Origin of the sequence: Microbispora sitophila, assembly GCF_014892245.1 — a bacterium.
GTDB classification, from domain to species: Bacteria; Actinomycetota; Actinomycetes; order Streptosporangiales; family Streptosporangiaceae; genus Microbispora; species Microbispora siamensis.
Window position 1 is genome coordinate 59,798 of the sequence record NZ_JADBGC010000032.1, and the last position, 18,659, is coordinate 78,456.

The window sequence follows — 18,659 nt, forward strand, 5'->3', positions numbered from 1 at the left end:
CGCTTAAGGAACTCACTGTGCTTGCGGACGTTCCATGCCTCCCCGTGAGAGGCGTGGGAAAGGCGATCCGGTGCTGTTCCTCTTCCGGCAGCGGTAACAGAATGGTCAGGACGTGAGGGGGGATGCGGTGAAGCGGCCGACCATCGCCGAGATCGCGGCAAGGGCCGGTGTCTCGATCGGCGCCGTGTCGTACGCGCTCAACGGACGGCCGGGGGTGTCCGCGGAAACCCGCAAACTCATCCTCGACATCGCCAACGAGATCGGCTGGCGGCCGAGCGCGGCGGCCAGATCTCTGTCCGGGTCCCGGGCGCACAGCGTCGGCCTGATCATCGCCCGCCCGGCGGACACGCTCGGTGTCGAGCCGTTCTTCATGCGGTTCATCGCCGGGCTGGAACGCGAACTGTCCGGGCGGCGCACCGCTCTGCTCCTGCAGGTCGTCGAGGACCACCGCGCCGCGATCGACGGATGCGGCTGTGCTGGGCGGAACGGCGCGTCGACGGCATGGTCGTCACCGACCTGTGGACAGAGGACGCGCGCATTCCGGTGCTCGAGGAACTCCAGATCCCGGCCGTCCTGGTCGGCCGGCCCCGGCCGGACACGGAGATACCCGCCGTCTGGACCGACGACGCGGCAGCCGTGGTCGTGGCGGTCGACTACCTCGTGGCGCTCGGACACCGCCGCATCGCCCGCGTCGCGGGGTTGTCCGCGCTGGAGCACACCCAAGTACGCATCGCGGCCTTCCGCCAGGCCGTGCTCGGTCACGGTCTCGGTGAACCACAGGTCATCGAGACCGACTACACCTGGGAGGAAGGCATGCGGGCCACGCGGACGCTGCTGTCCCGGCGCGACCGCCCGACCGCGATCATGTTCGACAACGACGTGATGGCCACCGCCGCGCTCAACGTGGCGCAGGAAATGGGTGTCGCCGTGCCGGACGATCTGTCCATCGTGGCCGGTGACGACTCGCAGCTGTGCGTGATGGTACGACCGGCGCTGACGGCGCTCTCGTGGGACATCCAGGCGTACGGCGTGCAGACCGCACGGGTGCTGGCGGACACGATCGACGACCGTTCCCCCGGCTCGCGACAGGTCGGCACGGCGAGTCTGGTCGTCCGGTCGAGCACCACCTCGCCGCCGGCCTGACCGACCCGCGCTTGAGCTAAGTCGCCATCACCGAGCAGAACAGCAGGAGCTTCGCGGCTGGGATCCGCCCGTACCCGGCTCCGTCAGCGCGGCCCAGGTGAGGTGAAAGAGGGTCCTCTGTGGTTCGGCGCCGGGTGACGATGACGTCGGGTTCGGGGGCTCATGTCCCGTCCGCTCTGCGGCGGTGAAACTCGATGAAGCTTCCGATGCTCGCATAGTCGGCGACCGCGTCCGGGTTGATCACTTCATCCACGGGACGGCCGCGGAGAATCTGCTTGATCGGCGCCTCCAGCTTCTTGCCGGTGAGGGTGCGAGGAACGGCGGGCACCGCCTCGATCGTGTCCGGGACATGCCTGGGCGACAATTCGCGGCGCAGGGCCGTCCGGATCTTCATGCGTAGCGTGTCGTCAAGGGTGGCCCCGCCGGTCAGCGCGACGAACAGCAGGAGATCCCCGGGGCCTCCGCCGGGGTCCTCGCAGTGCACCACCAGGCTGTCCCGTATTTCGGGCAGCTCCTCCACCACGGCGTAGAACTCCGAGGTGCCGAGCCTGACTCCGCCGCGGTTGAGGGTGGCATCGGACCGCCCGGTGATCACGCAGCTGCGTCGCTCGGTGAACCGCACCCAGTCACCGTGCCGCCAGATGCCCGGGTAGACGTCGAAATAGGACGATCGGTAGCGCCGGTCGTCCTCGTCGTTCCAGAACCGTACGGGCATCGACGGCATCGGCTGCCGGACGACGAGTTCGCCGAGTTCCCCCACGACCTCGTTGCCGGCCGGATCGAACGCGGTGACGTCGACACCCAGGCATGGCCCGGAAATCTCGCCGCGGTACACCGGCAACCACGGATTGCCCGTGACGAAACCACCGCAGACGTCGGTGCCCCCGCTCATGGAGTTGACGAGTACGCGATCGGCGAACTGCTCGCCGATCCAGTCGAATCCCTCGCCGGGGAGCGGAGATCCGGTGATGCCGACCATGCGCAGTGCGGACAGATCAAGCTGCCGGCTCGGTTCGAGACCGTCCTTACGGCAGGCCATGAGATAGGCGGGGTTGGTGCCCAGCAGGGTGACGCGGGCCTGCGCGGCCAGGCTCCACTCGGCCAGCAGGTCCGGCCAGAGCGGGTTGCCGTCGTGCAGTACGAGCGTGGCACGCCGCAACAGGCCGGAGACGAGGATGTTCCACATCGTCCATGCGGTGGTGGTGTACCACAGGACTCGGTCGCCGGGGCGGGTGTCGAGGGTGAAGGCGTGCGTCTTCAGATGTTCGAGGAGGATCCCGCCGTGACCGTGCACGATGGGCTTCGGCAGCCCGGTGGTGCCGGAGGAGAACAGTATGTACAGCGGGTGATCGAAGGGAACCGGCTCGAAATCCAGGGGGCCGGTGTCCGCCAGCGCGTCTTCCCAGCGCGTCACGTCCCCGGCGATCTCATGCGGGCCGTACGGCACGGCGACGACATGCCGTACGGTCGGAAGATTCGCCCGGATGGCCGCGACGTCACCGGTCTTGTCGACATTCTTGGTGCCGAAGACGTAGCCGGGGACGACCAGCAGGACCGTGGGCTCGATCTGGGAGAGCCGGTCGATCACCGAACGGACCCCGAACTCGGGCGCGCATGACGCCCACGTCGCGCCGAGGCTCGCGGTGGCCAGGAACGCGACCAGCGTCTCGGGGATGTTGGGCAGGTAGGCGGCAACCCGATCTCCTCGGCGGACCCCGAGCCTGCGCAGCCCGGCACGCGCCCGGGCGACCTGGTCGCGTAGCTGCGCGAAGGTCAGCTCCATGGGATCGCGGGTCTGTGAGTACGCGACAACCGCGAGTGCCTCCGCGTCGGTCGCCGAGTCCCCGAGCATGTGCTCGGCGTAGTTCAAGGCGGCGCCGGGAAACCACTGCGCTCCGGGCATCGTCCGGGACCCGAGCACTCGCTCGTACGGCTGGTGCGCGCGTACGCCGAAGTGGTCCCAGAGGGACGCCCAGAAGGCCTCGAGTTCGGTGATCGACCATCGCCACAAGGCGTCGTAGTCGGCGAACGCCAGACCCCGTTCGTCAGCCAGCCAGCGGACGTATTCGCCGATCGCCGTGGTCGAGAGTGCGTCCGGGTCGGACCGGCGCAGGATCGCACCCGGGGCCGTCATCTCGTCGCTGTCATGCCGCATCGATCGCCACCTTGGGGGAGGTCGTCACGCCGGCGCGCCGCAGCCGGTGGTCGAGCAGCAGCGCCACCCCGGAGGCGGTCAGGATGGTCGCGCCCATGACCAGGAGGGCCGCCGCGAAGTCACCGGTGGCTCCGCGGATGAGGCCGGTGATCTGGGGTCCGAAGTATCCGCCGATGTTGCCGAGCCCGTTGATGGTGGCCAGGCCGGCGGCGAGAGCGGCCCCCGACAGGAATGTCGAAGGAATGGCCAGCTGGGTGGCGATGCACGAGTACAGGCCGATCCCGGCGACGCAGAGCCCGGCGATCGCCGGCGCGGGGTGGTGGACCAGCAGGCCCGCCAGGAGGAAGCCCACGCCCGCCGTCGCGGCGGCGGCCGCGAAATGGCGGCTCCGTTCCTTCGTGCGGTCGGAGTGCCGGGCCCACCAGACCATGGGGCCGATCGCGAGCAACGGCGGCAGCGCGGCGACCCAGCCGACCGCGTTCGTCCCCAGGCCGAACTGCTGCAGGATCTGCGGGATGAAGAACTGATAGCCGAAGAGGCTGAAGGCGAACAGGATGTAGACGACGACGAGCACGAGGACGCGCGGGTTCATGACGCCGTGCCGGAAGCGGTCTCCTCGGACGCCGAGAGTCGCGTGCTCGCGGGACAGTTCGGCGCGCAGCCAGTCACGTTCTTCGAGGGAGAGGAACGCCGCGTCCTCGGGACCGTTACGGATGACTTTGTAGAAGAAGAATCCGAGGACGACCGCGGGCAGCCCGCTCAGCAGGAAGAGCCATCGCCAGCCGGCCATGCCGAGCAGACCGTCCATGCCGGTCATGACGCTGGTGAGCACCGGCGTGCCCACGGCGGCGAGCGGGACCGCCACCGCCATCAGGGACATCGTCATCGCCCGCCGCCCCGGCGGGAACCAGGACGCGATGAGGAACAGCATGGCCGGAGAGAATCCGGCCTCGGCCAGCCCGAGGAGCAGTCGCAGCACCAGCAGGCTGTTCTCCCCCGCGGCGGCGGCGGTCGCCATCGTCACCAGACCCCAGCTGACGATGATCCGTGAAACCCAGATGCGGACGCCGATCCTGGAAACGATGTAGTTGCTGGGAATCTCGAAGAGCGAGTAGGTCCAGAAGAAGACCCCGGCGATAAGCCCGTAGACGGCGGGACCGATTCCCAGCTGCTTGTTCATCGTGAGGGCGGCGACTGCCACATTCTGCCGGTCGAGGTAGAGCACGATGTAGCAGAGGGTGATCAGCGGAATGAATTTCCGCGTGACCTTCCGGAGCGTCCGTGTCTGGATGTCGGCGTGCGCGGATGTCACCGTTCCGACCTCCCTTTCAGCGTTGGTTCAGCACCCTTTTGAGGTGGTCGGTGGACGTCGGAACTGAGATTGCTGTCACGAATATCGCTTTGACGCCGGATGGAAGGTTTTTCGGCGGCGGAATCTCCTGGCCATGCCGGGAATGCACGGCGAGAGTGCCTCCGGCGGCCACGGCGAGCTCATCGATGGTGACGAGAAGCCGTTCGGCCGTCTCCGTCTTGAGGACGGAGTTCAGCAGGGCGACCGTGATGTCGGCGCCCGCCCCCGTGTATCGGCGAAGCCGTGCGAGGGTGTCGGCGCGATCGTCGTCCAGCCCATCGGTTCTGGCGATGACCACGACGTCGAGCGCGGTGCGGATCCGGCTGATCGTGCCGGCGAAGACATCCGCCGGCAGCAGCCCCCCGCCGGGGAGGCAGTCCCCGATGACGACGCCGGCCGCACCGGCGTCGGCGGCCGCGGCGCAGGTGGCCATGGGTTCGCCGAAGCCGTCTTCACCGTCAACGATCACCGGAATGGGCGAGCTCCGGCAGATATGCCGGACATAGTCGAGATAGGTCTTGGCTCCCCAGCGCGGGATCGACGGTGCATCGAACAGCGCCCGACCGACCGCACCGCCGGAAACGAACACCGCGCGCGCTCCCGCTTCCGCGGCCAGCCGCGCGCTGAGCGGGTCATGGCACCCCGGAATGACGGGCGTTCCGGCGGCCAGTTCGGCGCGGAGCTGGGCCGGAGCGATCGAGCCGGCCTCGTGCATGGTGATCCACCTCCTCAGCCCGCGCGGTGGGAGGCGTACCGTCGCCAGGCGTCCAAGAGCGCTTGCTTGAGTGAGCCGGTGGCGTTGCTGAGGTAGCTCTGCTCGATCACGGCCAGGGTCGGCCGGAGGTCCGCGGTGAAGTCCACGCCGAGGAGTAACTCCGACAGCCAGTTGCGGACCATGGGGCTGATCGCGGTGGAGTCGACCTCGACGACACGTCCGGTGCCGCGGTCGATGCGTAGGCTGACCGAAAGATAGTCGTGGGCGCCATACGCGGCGGATGTCCTCGGGACTTTGGCGTAGCCGACCACGATTATGCTGGTGTGCGCGCTCATGGCGATACTTTCGCAGGCCGGCGCGGTTTGATACCCCGGCCGGGCCATCCGCTGAGCCATCGGGGACGTCCCGGGCATCAGTCCGCCAGCCTCTCGACCGCCTGGTGGTCGAACGACGAGTTCTCGGCCAGGAACTCGTTCACCGGCCCGTCGAGCGGGGCCGGAGCCTCGTCCTCGTCGAACAGCCCGACCGCGAAATTCTTGATCGTCGGGTCGTTCTGCAGACCCGGGCTGTGCACCTCGATGATCGTGCATGGGGCATCCGACTTGTTCCATCCCCAGTGCAGCGCGCCGGCCGGGATCCGGAGGAAGTCGCCGGCCCTCAGGTGGAACGCGCGTTCTTCGACGAACACCCATACCTCGCCTGCCTGCAGCCAGTTGAGCTGCTCGCAGGCATGCCGATGGGGCTTGGAGTGGTAGCCGGGCGGACGTGTCGCAATCATGAATGACGCGGAGTTGCCGTAAACGGCTTTCGTCCGGAACGAGGTGTCGCCCATATCGGCGATCTCCTCATATACCTCGTCGCCGGAAACGTGGACGGCCATGAATGTCTCCCTCGGCGCCGTCGAAACGGCTCAGACGCGGCGGCGCATGATGCGACGCGGGCCAAGGGAGAGGACGCGACCTCGGTGTGGGTGATGCGAGCACGAGCCGATCAGGCCGCACACCGTCGACGTCGTCTATTGGTGGCGCGAACGTAAAACGGTATTCCGGCCATGTCAAGAGTCTGGTAGCCCGGCTTCGGGTGCCGGTCGTCCATAAGCTTCGCCCTGCCCGGCGGACTCCGGCCGGCCGAGCGGGTCGCGAGTGTCGAACGCCGACGATGCCGGCATTCATGGGGAGGCGCGTTCCGGCTGTCCCACAAGCGACTTGTCGACAGCCAGTTCTTCACTGATACTCCAACACATCGCCACGTTATTCGCCCATCATCGACGAAAAGAGAATTCCGATGAGGCGACATGTGTTCGTTGTGGGGGTCGGCATGATCCCCTTCGTCAAGCCCAGCCAGAGCGAGAGCGAGTCGGCGGGTGAGCGCGCGGCGCGTGCGTCGGTGCTCGTACGCGCCGGCGGTCTCGATGGCTGAACCTGGCCGGATCCGCCGTGAACTCCACGATGGCGTCGCCATCCTGTGGATGGAGAACGGCGAGCGGAACGTCCTGGACCATGCTCTTTTGGACGGGCTGGCTGCCGCACTCGCCGAATGCGACGCGGATCCGGACGTCCGCGCGGTGGTTCTCACCGGCGCCGGCCGGACCTTCTGCGCCGGCGTGGACCTGTCGAGCGGGCCGACGGCGATCCGCGATCTGCTCCTCGGCGAGGGCGCGGGCCAGGTCGGGTATCAGGAACCCGCGGGACGTATCACCTTGCGGATGTGGCGGATGAGCACGCCGGTCATCGTCGCGGTGAACGGCGACGCGGTCGGCGGGGGCGCGACCATCCCGCTTGCCGCCGATGTCCGCTTCGCCGCTGAAAGTGCCCGGTTCGGCTTCCCGTTCACCCGGCTCGGTGTATGCCCGGAAGGAGCCTCGACCTGGTTTCTGCCCCGACTCGTCGGCGCGTCCCGCGCCGCCGACTGGCTTATCAGCGGACGGATCGTCGATGCGCAGGAGGCGCTGGCGGCGGGTCTGGTGTCGCGACTGCTTCCGGAGGGGGAGGTGCTCACCGCGGCGTACGACTATGCCGGGGAGCTCGTCACCCGCACCTCCCCGGCCGCCGTGGCGGCCACGCGCGCGCTGCTGGCCGCGGGAGGCGGGCCCGACCCCTGGGCGTCGGCCGCGGCGGAGAGCGCGGCCATCGCGAAGCTCGTGGCCGCGAAGGACTGTACCGAAGGGGTGGCGGCGTTTCTGGAACGACGCCCACCCCAGTTCGAACCCTTTCCCCGGCCGCCGTGGAGCACGGACGCCGCGTCATGACGCGTCGGGCGTCCGCCGCGGCACCGCCGAGCCGATGCCGATCACGGCGGCTCGGGTGGCGGGGTGCGGTCCCGTAGGCGCGCGCGCACATCCTGCGCTTCCCTGCGTGTCAGGGCACGTGAGCCGAGGGTGGGGGCAGGGCCGCTCTCGTGGCCCGCAGCCCGGCGATCGCGCCACCGGTCATGGCGATCGCCGCGGCGACGTGCACCGGAGCGAGCACGAACGACGCGGGACGGTGTCGCCCGCTGAGGAGGATCAGAAGTGCGGCCAGCGCGAAGCCGGCCTGGGCCAGGCGAACGGCACGTTCGCTCACCCCTCGTGCGGCCGCGGCCGTCCGAAGGACCCGCCACACGCCGGCCAGATCGCCGCCGCACACCACGTCGGCCGACCAGAACGCGCCGCCGCAGGCGTCGGCGATCGCGACACCGGCGTCGGCGGCGGCCAGCGCCTCCTCGTCCGCGGCCGAGACGACCAGGACATCCTCACCGGCTTCCTGGAACCGCCGTACGTGCCCGGCGAGGCTGTCCTCGGCGTCCACTATTTGATCGGCTCGGGGCAGCAGGGGCAGCAGTTCGGCGACGCTCGGCTCATCGGTCAGCACCACGGTGGATCCGGCGGACCCAGCGGCGTCGAGTACGGCGGCGGCCAGCGGCGCGAGCTCCGCCCCGACGGTGACACGGCCGAGCCGCCGGCCGTGCTCGTGGACGACCAGGCGGTCCCTGTCCGGACCACTGCCGCGCTCCAGCCGGATGCCGCCGTGCCGCCATGGGCCGGCACCGTCGACATCGTTCAGCGACAGCCCGGCCAGCACATCGGCCGCGGCCTGCCACACACGAGCTCCCTCGACGCCCGGCTCGGCGTCGGCGGTCAGCACCCGGGGGCGATCGCCGCAGAGCGCACGAGAGTCGATGACGATCACCGATATCCGGTCCAGCCGCCGGAACACCGCGGCGTTCAGCGGCAGGATTCCTCTGCGTGCCAGTTCCCAGCCCGCTGCCGAGGCGAATCCCCCGCGCCCGTACTGGGCGGCCTTGGGCGCTGCGGCGAGGATCGCATCGGCCGCGCGACCCGGACTGAGCGTGAGGGCGAACACGGTTGCCGCCAGCGCCGGGGCGATGGGACCGAGCCGGTCACTCCATATCTCGACGGGCCCACGAGGGCGGTGCCGCGGCCGGGGCGGGCGAGACCGCGGCTCATGCGGCAGGCTCTCCGGACAGAAGCACAGCTCGGCCTCCCGGCGCTGCCAGACCTTCCGCCGCTCCCACACCTCGGCGAGAAGGAGCGCGCGGAACACGGCGTCGACAGCCGGAGAGGCGATGCCTTGGGACAGGCCGTGGGCGGCGGCACTCACCAGGGAGAGCATCAGATCGGTTTCGATGGGGCCGATCCGTCGCTTGAGCCACCCACGCAAGCCGTGTTCCACCTCGATCAGGGCGACGGCCAGCCGCGCCTCGCGGGGCAGCGCCGGAAGCCGGAACAGTTTCCCCGCCACCGCCGATGTCAGGGCCACACAGTCGGCGGCGAGCTCGGCCGCGGCAGCGGCGATGGCCGCGCTGTCACCCGGGTGAGTCGCCCGGCTCCAGGAGAAGTCCTCCTTCTGCGTGCCGTTGGCCTTCTCCACCGCCCGGACCGTCTCCAGCAGCCGCTCCAGGTCCAGCCGCCGTTCGTCGAACGCCACCAGCACCTGTCCGGTCACCGCGTTGACCTCGGCCCAGCGGACTCCTCGCAGCCGGCTCAGGGCCTTCGGCACACCCGTGGCCAGTTCGCGCGCCCGTCCGCCCCCGCCCTCCAGACCGCGTACCTCGATGTAGGCGTGCCCGTGCTCCGTCCACGCCCGACGATGGTGCCGGCGCTCATGCAGATCCGTCAGGACTTGCCCCACCCAGGCCGCCTTCCGGGGCAGCGCCCTGGCCATGTCGAGGCCCTGCCGCGTCATGGATTCGGCCTTCGCCACGGCCTGGCAGACGCCCGTACCGCCTGCGCCGGCCGCGTCGCCCATCTTGCCGGCGGCGGACGTAGTGACCTTCGCGGCGGCGGCCGCTCCCGCGATCGCCATGCCCGCGCCGGCGACGACTGTCGCCTGCGCGGTGTTCAGCGCCGCGCCCGCCGTGCGGCCGGTCGCCGACGCCATGCGGTACGCCATTCGTGCCGGGCCGCTGAGCAGCGAGAACACATTTCCTGACATCGGCGGCGCTGTACCCGGTAAGACCCTCTCTACGCCTGTCAATCGGAGGAACACCACTGGTGCGCGCCATATCGGGAGCATCAGCGGCGCATTCCGGAAAGCGCCCGTGGCCGCTTGGTGACCACTGATACGCTTTACACCTTTCGGTAACTCTGATTACACACGGGGCAAGAGTGACGACTGGGCCCGGTTATCACCAGCAGTATCCGCCTCAGCCGCCGCAGTGGCAGTCTCCGCCTCCCCCTCCGCCGCAGTGGCAGTACGGCCCTCCACCACAGCAGTGGCAGGCTCCGCCTCCGCCCGCCCCTCCTGCGCCCGGGCGCAAGACCGGACTGTGGGTGACGCTCGGCATCCTGTCCCTCGTCCTCGTCGTCGCGGTGGGTGCGGGAGTGGGCCTGGTCTTGCGGGGCGGCGGCGGTTCCGGCGACGACACCACGGGCGACGCCGCCACCGACTCCAACACGGTCGTCGTGAGGGACGACGAGATCACCAAGCTGGTCCAGTCGCACAGCAGGGCGCTGGCCTCGGGTGACGCCAAGGCGTTCACCTCGATCTTCGATCAGAAGAACGCCGCTCTGGTCCGCGCCCAGACGAGAGTCTTCGGCAACCTGCGCAAGATGCCGCTGGTCGAGAAGTCCTACCAGGTGTTGCGCCGCCAGGGCCGGGCTCAGGACAGTTTCGGGCGAGGCGTGAAGTTCACGCAGGACGTCGCGTTCGTCCACCGGTTCGCCGGCATCGACCTGCGTCCGGTGTCCGAGTGGTATCGCTGGACCATCGAGAAGGCGTCGCCGAACGCACCCCTCGTCGTGACGAAGGTGGAGGGCGCGCCGCCGACGATCAGCGGCGAGGCCTCGAAGACGATGTACTTCCCCGGGCCGTGGGACATCTGGCCGGACATCGTGGTGGCGAAGGCGGGCGGCAGCCTGGTCCTCGCCAGGCCGCAGGACGCCGCCCTGGCCCGGCGCGTCGCGCCGACCGTCTCCGCCGCCGCCGCGAGCGATCTCGCCTTCTGGCAGAAGAACGGCGATCCGGACGCGGCGGTGCCGACCGGATTCGTGGTGGCGCTGGTCGAGGGAAAGACCCAGCTCGGCAAGCTGTTCCGTACGGCCAAGGCGAACGAGGCCGGCGTTTCGATCCCTATGCCGAGCTGGGGGATCGGGGACGACACCGTGAAGATCGGCGGCACTCGCGTCGTCATGGACACGACGTCCGAGTTCTTCAGGAACGAACAGGGGATCATGGAGATCTCCGAGCACGAGCTCGCGCATTCGCTCGTCGCCGGGCTCGCCAGCGCGCAGTTCGCTCTGTTCGGCAGGGCCCACTGGATCACCGAGGGTTTCGCCGAGTACGTCGCGGGCCGCAACCAGCCGATCAACGGAAACCGGCGTATCAGTGAGGGCCGCGCCTACGTGGCAGGACGGCTCGCCATGCCGTTCGACGGGAAGCTGCCGACCAACGCCCTCTGGGACTTCAAGCAGATGACCAGCGTCAACTACCTCATGGGGCATCTGGCCATGCGGTTCGTCGCCCAGAAGTACGGCGAGCGGAAGCTGGTCGAGGGCGTGGTCGCGGCTTACCGGGCGCCGGGCGACGACAGCGAAGCGGCCCTGTTCCAGGCGCTCGGCGTGACGAAGGCGGACTTCGAGCGGCAGTGGGCGGGCTACGTCCGCGCCCAGCTCGCGTGATCGGGGGAGAGGCATGACGGATCAGCACACCGGGAACCCGTACGGCGGCCCCACTCCGCCCTCGCTGTACCCCTACGGCCCGGGCCGATCGCCTCACGGGGGGCAGGAACAGCCGCACCTCGGCCAGGGACAACCAGGTGACGCCGGGGGCTGGGGCCAGCCCGCGGCCGGCCAGGCCCCACCCGGTCAGCCCGCACCCCGCCAGCCTGCGTACGGCCAGCCTGCCTATGGCCGGCCCGCGCGCGGTCAGGCGGTCTACGGTCAGCCGGCCTATGGTCAAGCCGCGCCCGCTCAGTCGGCGTACGGGCAGCCGGGCGGTCAGGGGCAGTGGGGTCAATCCGCGTCGTCGGGCCAGGCCGGGCCGGGTCCGCAGGCCCCGGCCCCTCCGGCGTACGGCCCGCCCGGCCAGGCCGCCCCCTGGAGCCCGGGCGCCCCCGGCGCGCCCGCGTCGTACGGCCAGCCCGGCCAGGGCCAGCCGGGACAAGGCCAGCCGGGACAAGGCGGGCCGGTGCAGGGCGGGCCAGGTCGGGGATATGCGGGCTCGCCGTACTCGCAGCCCTGGCCGCAGCCGGGCCAGGCCGCTCCGGCCCCCGCGCCGCCCGCGCAGGTCCAGGCGCCCTGGTATCCGGGCCAGCAGGGCTACGCCGACCAACAGGGGTACGCCGACCAACAGGGGTACGCCGGTCAGCATGGCTACGCCGGTCAGCAGGGCGGCTACTCCGGCCAGGGCTATGCCGCTCCGGGACATCCCGCCCAGGGGCTTCCGCCGCAGCCGCAGCCGCAGGCGCCCGGCGGCAAGGGCAAGACGGCGGTGTTCGTCGTGCTCGGGCTGGTGGTGCTGCTGGCGGTGGGCGCGGGGACCGCCTGGTTCGTCGCGGGCGGCGGTTCCAGGACCGGATCCGGCGGGGGAGCGGGGGAATGGTCGGTCCCGCTCGCGAGCGCCGACAGCATGGACTTCACCCAGGGGCTCGCGTTCGCGGGCTGGCTGACCGACAAGACGGTGATCCGGGTGCAGCGCGACGGGGTGCTCGCCTACGACCTGACCTCGGGCAAGCGCGCCTGGGGCACCCCCTCGCCCGGTGACCAGCTCTGCGGCGCCACCGCCGACCTGGAGAACGGCAAGGGCGCCGTGGCGTACGGCAGCGACCAGCTGTGCGACCACCTGGCCGGAGTCGACGCCGCGACAGGCAAGATCACCTGGAAGATCAAGATTCCGGCGGAGAAGTCCCGGCTGGCCAACTCGCTCACCGTGCCCCGGATCATGAGCGCGGGCGCCGTCGCCGTGGTGTACGCGAACAGAGTCCTGTCCGGCTACCGCCTGTCGGACGGCGGCAAGCAGTGGACGGCCCAGTTGCCGGAGGGCTGCCACGTCAAGGACGTGAACACGGCGGCCACCCGGGTGGCCCTGCTCCTCGACTGCAGCTTCGAGGGCTCGGGCGGCATCGTGCAGGTGCTCGACCCGAAGAGCGGCAAGGCCGGATGGCGATACAAGATGGGCGATCTCAGCCTGATGAGCCTGGTGCTGTCGGCCGATCCGCTGATCGTCCGGCAGGAGAACGGCGACAAGAGCATCTTCACGGTCCTCGACGACCGAGGCGGCAAGGTCAGCGAGTTCACGACCGGCAAGGTGGACATGCTCGCGATGAACACGGTCGCGTTCGTGGACGGGATGTTCGAGCAGCGCCGCTACGCCGTGCACGGCGACCGTCTCTACCTCACGACCTTCCCCGAGAACGTGCCGGGAAAGGCGCGGTCGGGTGACAAGGCGCTCGCCTTCGACCTCAAGACCGGCAAGCAGGTGTGGGAGTCGTCCGGCACCCAGCCCACGAAGCTGAACCTCGTCCGCGCCGACGACCACGGCCTGCTCGCCCTGGAGGTCGGCGACTGGCGCGACCTGCCTCCCCGGCTCGTCCGCCTGGACGCGGCCACCGGCAAGGCGGCGGAGGTGGCGGAGCTGCCGCAGAAGTACGGCACCGAGGGGGACGACGCACGGGTGTTCGAGCGGAACGGCGCCGTCGTCATCGTGCCGTGGACCTCGGTCGCCGTGAAGCACGCGGTCGTCTACGTCCACACCGAGGAGAGCTGACCGGGCCGAGCCCACGTGGCGGCGGCCGAGAACTCGCATGCCGAAGTGATCGCGGCAGGGCAGCATGTCCCTGTGGACCACCTCCTGTGCGGCCTCGCCGAGAATCCGGCCCTGCCATCCGATCTGGTGGATCGGCTGGTCACGATTGCCGACGAGGACATCGCCGTGAGCCTGGCCGGGCGTGCGGACCTGACCCGTGTGCAGGCGGTGGCGCTGGTCTCGCGCGACGAAGAGATCGCCGCGCGGCTCGCGGAGCACCCCCATGCCGAGGTCCGCCGCTCGGTGGCCGCGAACGAGGCGACCCCACCGGCGGTGCTGGCCGCGCTGCTCACCGGCGAGTATGTCCCCGGCACGGCGGTGCCTGGTCTGCGACCGGAAGGAGACGCCGTCCGTCCACGATCCGTACTGCCCGGAGCCCGACTGCGAGCTGCCATCGGATGCCTCGTGTGACGGCTCCCACGAGTCCACGTCCACGCCGTGCAGCAGCAGACGCTGAGGAACTCGGCCACGCCTGCCGCAGCTGACGCTGAGGAACCCGGCCACGCCTGCCGCAGCTGTGGTCGGCTTCGCCAGCCATCCCTCGAAGCTGCTGCGATGGGAGCTGGCCGAGCGCACCGACCTGCCCCCAGAGGTGTACGAACGCCTCGTCGACAGCCCGGAACCCGTTGTCCGTGCCACCCTCGCGGAGAATCCCGCGATCGGCGACCGCCTGATCCACAGTCTGGCCGCCGACCCCGGTCACGACGTGCAGCGCAGTCTCGCCCACAACCCGCGCGTGCCGCTGGAGCTGCTGACCCGCCTGGCCGGAACCGTCAGAATCGGCTCCACCCTGCCGCCGCGGATCGCCACCGCCTCGCCCGCCGAGGTCGGGGAACTGGCCGCCTCACGGAATCCGGTCGTGCGGATGCTGGTGGCCGAACGGCGCGACCTGCCGGCCGAGATCCGCGACGCGCTGGCCGCCGACCCCCGACGCCAAGGTGCTCAAGTCCATCGCGCCGCACCCGGGCCTGTCCGAAGCCCAGTTGCGTGCCATGGTCGACCGGCACGGCGTACGGGTCCTCGCCAGGGTGGCGAGGAATCCGGACGCGTCACCGGCGTTGCTGGAGGACCTGGTGCGGCACCGGCCGCCCGTGCAGAAGGTGTTCCGCGAGGTCGCGCGCCACCCCAACACGACGGCCCGGGCGCTGTCGGCGTGCCTGCATGGCCGGCAGGCCAGGCCGGTCGCCGCGGGTCACCCGGCCCTGCCGCCCGAGGTCATCGTCGAGTTGCTCGCGGACGACGACGGGCAGGTGGCGGAGGCTGCCGCCGCCAATCCGTCACTGCCGCCCACGGTGATGTCGGCGCTGGTGTCCTCGCACGGCCTGGAGGGCGGTTGATTCGTCCGGTGCGCGACGAGGTCCCGTCCGGCGGACGGGACCTCGTCGATCCGCTTCACGTCACGGGCTGGTGCAGGTGACCGCCGGGGTGGCCGAGGACCCTCCGGCGATGAAGCCGAAGGTCGTGCTCCCGTTGGCCGCGACCGAGCCGTTCCACGCCTCGTTGCGCACCGTCACGTTCGCGCCGGAGCCCGACCGTACGCCTCCCCATATCTGGGTGATGGTCTGCGAACCGGGCCAGGTCCAGTTCACCGTCCAGCCGTTGATCGCCGCGTTGCCCGCGCGCACCGTGACCTCACCCTGGAAGCCGTCGGGCCAGGAGTTGACGACCCGGAACGTCGCCGAGTACGGCCAGGACACTCCGCCGGACGGTGAGGGGCTCGGGCTCGGCGAGCGGCTCGGGCCGGCACTGGGCGACGGGCTGGCACTGGGCGACGGGCTGGCACTCGGCGAGGGGCTGGGGCTGGGCGAGCGGCTGGGGCTCACGCTGGGCGACGGGCTGGGACTGGGCGACGTGGTCGCGCCGCCCCACCCCGCCGTCGAGTCCAGCCAGGCCGCGCGGCGCAGCGTCCAGTCGCGCAGGTACTGCACCTGACCCTGCCAGGTGGACGCGGTCGGGGTGTTGAAGAAGCCGATGGTGCGTGTCGTGAGGTTCGGCCAGCGCTGGAAGTTGCGCTGCGCGGCGTTGGTCAGCGGCTGGGCGAGAGCGTCGATCCTGCTCTGCAGCGCGGCGTCGGAGAGCACGCCGCGGCGCAGCGTCTGCCAGCGCGCCTTGACCTGGTCGACGAAGGCCGGGTCGCGCATGAGCTGGGTGAACCAGTCGTTGGCGAGCGGCTGCCGGGTCTGCTGATACTGCCAGCCCGCGGTCTGGTCGTTCTGGAAGAACCCGCCCACGCCGAACGTGAGGTCGTAGTCCCACAGCGGCCCCGCGAAGATCTTCGTGTCCCGGTCCTTGTAGAAGTAGGCGCTGCGGTAGTTGGCGTCCATGTTCCGGCTCAGTTCGTAGACGATCAGCTGGTCGACGAAGGAGTTCACGTCGATGTTCGCCCGGTAGCCGGTGTTCGGGTCGGCGAAGTTCTGCGAGTGCAGCACGTTGTGGAATTCCTGGATGTAGCCCCGCAGCCAGTCCTTCTGCTGTGGCTGCAGCGGTGAGGGGTCGACCACTTCGAGGTAGCTCCAGCAGGTGGCCGCCGCCCCGCTGCACGGCAGCGTCGGCTCCTCGGCGGCCATCCACTCGAACTTCCAGATGTACCCGCCCGTGAGCTTCGGCAGGGTCGTGTCGTCCTCGTGCAGCTTCTTGAGGTCGAGGCGGTTCTTCGAGTTCTTGATCGTCTCGGCGATCATGTAGACGCCCATGTAGTCGTCGGCGCCCACCGGACCGGCGTCCGTGTTGAGGTAGAGCTCCACGAACCGATACCGGGGAACCTGCAGCCCCATCTCCTTGCCGAGGTCGTAGACCAAGGCCTCGCGGATCAGCGACTTGTCGGGGAACGGCCCGCGCAGCACCCAGTCGGAGTCGGCGGGCATCCCCAGCACCGGATAGTCGGCGTCGTCGTTGTCGTTGTCCCGGAACTCGAGGCGATATGGCGCCTTCTCGAACGAGGCCGACGACTGCCCCCGCAGGTGGACTCCGGCGCGGGTGGCGACCGCCGGAGCCGCGGCCAGCGACGTCGTCGCACCGCCGCCCGGCTCGAAGATCATGGTGGCGGTGTCGACGTACTCCCTGCCGGGCTTGCCCTTGCCGTACGTGTCGATCAGGACCAGCGGCAGGTCGTGAGCCGTGACGGTGGTGCGGGCGACGTACAGGGCCGTTCCGGGCTTCCCGGACGCCGCGCCGCCGACGAAGGCCTGCGCGCGCAGCTGGGTGGTGCCGGTGAACTGCAGCGGCTGGCCCCCGTAGAGCGCCGACTGCGCGGTGGGCGGCGTTCCGTCGGTGGTGTAGCGGATCTGTGCGCCGCCGACCGCGGTGCTCAGCGACACCGACACCTGTCCCTGGAAGGTGCCGCTCGGCACGGAGAAGGCGATGTCGCCGGTCAGGTCGTCCGCCGCGGCGGCCGCAGTGACGGCGTCGGGGGTGCTCGCGGCGCGGCCGGCCGACCCGGTGCCGGAAACCGCCCCGGCGCCCGCCGATGACGGGTACGCGTTGAGGGGCCCGGCGAGGAGCCCGGTGAGGAGCAGGGCGGCGACCGAGGTTCTCGTGATGCGGCGGGCGGCCGCGGCGCCGGTGCTGCGGAGCGTCAGACGCACGATGCCTCCTGTTCGGGGCGGTGGGAGATGTCCGGCGCGGGGCCCATCGGCGACGCGGTGCCGCGGAAGTGGCGGCGCAGCGTCCGCCGCCACGGCGCGTCGGGCAGGTCGGGGCGGAGTGCGGCCAGACCGGTGGCGTACTTGGAGATGCGGGCGGGTCTCATCCCCGCCCGCCACAGCATGCGGTCGACCGGCGTGGCGGCCGAGGCGGTCTTGGTCTCGACCACGGCGAGACCGGGCAGCCGCAGCGCGGAGTCGCCGTGCCGCCACGCGAGTGCGGTGTCGAGGGTGACCCGGCTCGCGGTGTCCGGCAGCAGCAGGGTGGCGCGCTGGTATTCGGTCACCAGGACCGGGTCGAGGGAGCTCCTGGCGGCGGGACCGATCGACTCGCGGGCGAGTGCCTCGTCGACGAAGTCGCGCCCGGGGTCCACCGTGCCGCGGTCCCACAGGTCGTAGGGCAGCCGGTGTTTGGTGATGCTGCCCCGCGCGCCGCTGATCTTGACCTCCAGCCAGCACTGGGCGGAGTCGAGGTAGGTGCGGGTGCGCACCTTGAAACGCCGGCGCCTGCGATAGGCCGCGCAGTGGTAGCTGGCCAACTGAGGGGTGTCGAAATACACCGACTGATAGCGGAAAGTGCGGTCACCGTCGATGTCCAGCACCTGGGCGTACGGCATGAGCCGTTCCAGCAGACGGGGCAGCACCTCCGCCGGGACCAGATACTTGCGGTCCACCCTGGTCTGCAACGCGGCCCGGTCGATCAGCTCGTCGAGCCCGACGGGGGCCAGTCGCGCCAGGGCCGGCCCGATGGGCATCGCGGTCATCGGCGCGCTCCGGCGGGGGCGGGCGCCTCGGGTTCGGCGGTCAGCGCCCGGTCGGTGAGCGCGTACCGGACGTCGACCACGGTGGTCTCGTTGACCAGGTCGAGCCGCTGGACGGTGACGGCGTGCACTCGGGCGTCGAGGAGTTGTTCCAGGTGCGCGACGAGCGCGACATGGTCGGTGAAGGCCGATTCGAGCACCAGGATCTGGTGCCGGTAGTGCCGCAACAGCCGCCGGTGGTCGCCGAGGAACATCACCGCGAGGATGAGCGCCATCATGCCGCCGCTGAGCCACACCGAGGTGGTGCTCACCGCGCCGAGGATTCCCAGGGCGAGGGCCGAGAAGTAGTAGGCGACCTCGTGCTGGTCGAGTTCCGTCGAGCGCAGGCGGATGATGGACAGCACGCCGAACAACGCCATCCCCAGCCCGAGCCCGGCGCCGACGTTACTGGCGCTCAGCGCGCTCGCCACGGCGAGCACGCCGATGTTGACCCCGAGATAGGAGACGACGAGGTCGCGTCGGCGGTGTCGTGGGAAATAGAGCCCGAAGACGAGCAAAACCACTGCGCAGATGTCGATCGCGAACAGGACGAGCTGTGACATCACGGTCGTTCCTTCTGAGTCGCTGCCAGGTTGGGCAGGGAACCGCCC

The 18,659-nt window shown here is 70.2% G+C and carries 16 protein-coding genes; 7 read left to right on the plus strand and 9 right to left on the minus strand.

Annotated elements, in window-relative coordinates; all coding sequences use genetic code 11:
* Positions 1-465: 465 nt before the first annotated feature.
* Entirely contained in the window at positions 466-1,143 is a 678-nt protein-coding gene (locus IL992_RS39655) for a LacI family DNA-binding transcriptional regulator (protein WP_226874640.1), read from the plus strand.
* Between the two features lie 160 nt (positions 1,144-1,303).
* Here IL992_RS39655 and IL992_RS39660 read toward each other — a convergent pair whose 3' ends face one another.
* From IL992_RS39660 to IL992_RS39680, 5 genes are all read right to left on the minus strand, one after another.
* The gene (locus IL992_RS39660) at positions 1,304-3,298 is read right to left on the minus strand and encodes an acetoacetate--CoA ligase (protein WP_226874641.1); all 1,995 of its coding nucleotides are present in this window, start codon (positions 3,296-3,298) and stop codon (positions 1,304-1,306) included.
* Positions 3,288-4,610: an MFS transporter gene (locus IL992_RS39665; protein ID WP_193208446.1), complete on the minus strand. Its 1,323-nt coding sequence runs from the start codon at positions 4,608-4,610 to the stop codon at positions 3,288-3,290. The genes IL992_RS39660 and IL992_RS39665 overlap by 11 nt, the downstream gene beginning before the upstream one ends.
* A gap of 16 nt (positions 4,611-4,626) precedes the next feature.
* Complete coding sequence (locus IL992_RS39670; RefSeq protein WP_193208447.1) at positions 4,627-5,364, minus strand: isocitrate lyase/phosphoenolpyruvate mutase family protein; 738 nt, start codon at positions 5,362-5,364, stop codon at positions 4,627-4,629.
* A 14-nt stretch (positions 5,365-5,378) separates the two neighbouring features.
* On the minus strand, positions 5,379-5,699 hold the full coding sequence (locus tag IL992_RS39675) for a DUF3870 domain-containing protein (protein WP_193208448.1): 321 nt from the start codon (positions 5,697-5,699) through the stop codon (positions 5,379-5,381).
* Between the two features lie 77 nt (positions 5,700-5,776).
* Complete coding sequence (locus tag IL992_RS39680) at positions 5,777-6,244, minus strand: cupin domain-containing protein (protein ID WP_193208449.1); 468 nt, start codon at positions 6,242-6,244, stop codon at positions 5,777-5,779.
* A 404-nt stretch (positions 6,245-6,648) separates the two neighbouring features.
* Here IL992_RS39680 and IL992_RS48055 point away from each other — a divergent pair, with 404 nt between their 5' ends.
* On the plus strand, positions 6,649-6,783 hold the full coding sequence (locus IL992_RS48055; RefSeq protein WP_264295186.1) for a hypothetical protein: 135 nt from the start codon (positions 6,649-6,651) through the stop codon (positions 6,781-6,783).
* Positions 6,776-7,612: an enoyl-CoA hydratase-related protein gene (locus IL992_RS39685; RefSeq protein ID WP_193208479.1), complete on the plus strand. Its 837-nt coding sequence runs from the start codon at positions 6,776-6,778 to the stop codon at positions 7,610-7,612. The genes IL992_RS48055 and IL992_RS39685 overlap by 8 nt, the downstream gene beginning before the upstream one ends.
* Before the next feature lie 109 nt (positions 7,613-7,721).
* On the opposite strand, the gene IL992_RS39690 is transcribed toward IL992_RS39685, so the two are convergent.
* Positions 7,722-9,797: a heavy-metal-associated domain-containing protein gene (locus IL992_RS39690; protein WP_193208450.1), complete on the minus strand. Its 2,076-nt coding sequence runs from the start codon at positions 9,795-9,797 to the stop codon at positions 7,722-7,724.
* 173 nt (positions 9,798-9,970) lie between these two features.
* Here IL992_RS39690 and IL992_RS39695 point away from each other — a divergent pair, with 173 nt between their 5' ends.
* From IL992_RS39695 to IL992_RS47145, 4 genes are all read left to right on the plus strand, one after another.
* Positions 9,971-11,482, plus strand: coding sequence for a hypothetical protein (locus IL992_RS39695; protein WP_193208451.1), 1,512 nt, complete (start codon positions 9,971-9,973; stop codon positions 11,480-11,482).
* A gap of 13 nt (positions 11,483-11,495) precedes the next feature.
* The gene (locus IL992_RS39700) at positions 11,496-13,568 is read left to right on the plus strand and encodes an outer membrane protein assembly factor BamB family protein (RefSeq protein WP_193208452.1); all 2,073 of its coding nucleotides are present in this window, start codon (positions 11,496-11,498) and stop codon (positions 13,566-13,568) included.
* A 15-nt stretch (positions 13,569-13,583) separates the two neighbouring features.
* A complete protein-coding gene (locus IL992_RS47140; RefSeq protein WP_226874642.1) occupies positions 13,584-14,018 on the plus strand; it encodes a hypothetical protein in 435 nt (144 codons plus the stop codon).
* 527 nt (positions 14,019-14,545) lie between these two features.
* On the plus strand, positions 14,546-14,944 hold the full coding sequence (locus IL992_RS47145; RefSeq protein WP_226874643.1) for a hypothetical protein: 399 nt from the start codon (positions 14,546-14,548) through the stop codon (positions 14,942-14,944).
* Positions 14,945-15,004: 60 nt separating this feature from the next.
* On the opposite strand, the gene IL992_RS39710 is transcribed toward IL992_RS47145, so the two are convergent.
* From IL992_RS39710 to IL992_RS39720, 3 genes are read right to left on the minus strand one after another with little or no spacing between them, the layout of a single operon-like run.
* On the minus strand, positions 15,005-17,191 hold the full coding sequence (locus IL992_RS39710; RefSeq protein WP_319019120.1) for a CotH kinase family protein: 2,187 nt from the start codon (positions 17,189-17,191) through the stop codon (positions 15,005-15,007).
* Positions 17,182-18,012, minus strand: a complete 831-nt coding sequence (locus tag IL992_RS39715) for a polyphosphate polymerase domain-containing protein (RefSeq protein WP_193208453.1) — start codon at positions 18,010-18,012, stop codon at positions 17,182-17,184. The genes IL992_RS39710 and IL992_RS39715 overlap by 10 nt, the downstream gene beginning before the upstream one ends.
* On the minus strand, positions 18,009-18,611 hold the full coding sequence (locus tag IL992_RS39720) for a DUF4956 domain-containing protein (RefSeq protein ID WP_193208454.1): 603 nt from the start codon (positions 18,609-18,611) through the stop codon (positions 18,009-18,011). The genes IL992_RS39715 and IL992_RS39720 overlap by 4 nt, the downstream gene beginning before the upstream one ends.
* Positions 18,612-18,659: the final 48 nt, after the last annotated feature.

Excerpts from the sequence above, each read along its gene's own strand:
- IL992_RS39655 (WP_226874640.1), top strand. The coding sequence starts at position 466 with ATGCGGCTGTGCTGGGCGGAACGGCGCGTCGACGGCATGGTCGTCACC.
- IL992_RS39660 (WP_226874641.1), bottom strand. The coding sequence starts at position 3,298 with ATGCGGCATGACAGCGACGAGATGACGGCCCCGGGTGCGATCCTGCGC.
- IL992_RS39670 (WP_193208447.1), bottom strand. The coding sequence starts at position 5,364 with ATGCACGAGGCCGGCTCGATCGCTCCGGCCCAGCTCCGCGCCGAACTG.
- IL992_RS39675 (WP_193208448.1), bottom strand. The coding sequence starts at position 5,699 with ATGAGCGCGCACACCAGCATAATCGTGGTCGGCTACGCCAAAGTCCCG.
- IL992_RS39680 (WP_193208449.1), bottom strand. The coding sequence starts at position 6,244 with ATGGCCGTCCACGTTTCCGGCGACGAGGTATATGAGGAGATCGCCGAT.
- IL992_RS48055 (WP_264295186.1), top strand. The coding sequence starts at position 6,649 with ATGAGGCGACATGTGTTCGTTGTGGGGGTCGGCATGATCCCCTTCGTC.
- IL992_RS39685 (WP_193208479.1), top strand. The coding sequence starts at position 6,776 with ATGGCTGAACCTGGCCGGATCCGCCGTGAACTCCACGATGGCGTCGCC.
- IL992_RS39690 (WP_193208450.1), bottom strand. The coding sequence starts at position 9,797 with ATGTCAGGAAATGTGTTCTCGCTGCTCAGCGGCCCGGCACGAATGGCG.
- IL992_RS39700 (WP_193208452.1), top strand. The coding sequence starts at position 11,496 with ATGACGGATCAGCACACCGGGAACCCGTACGGCGGCCCCACTCCGCCC.
- IL992_RS39715 (WP_193208453.1), bottom strand. The coding sequence starts at position 18,012 with ATGACCGCGATGCCCATCGGGCCGGCCCTGGCGCGACTGGCCCCCGTC.
- IL992_RS39720 (WP_193208454.1), bottom strand. The coding sequence starts at position 18,611 with ATGTCACAGCTCGTCCTGTTCGCGATCGACATCTGCGCAGTGGTTTTG.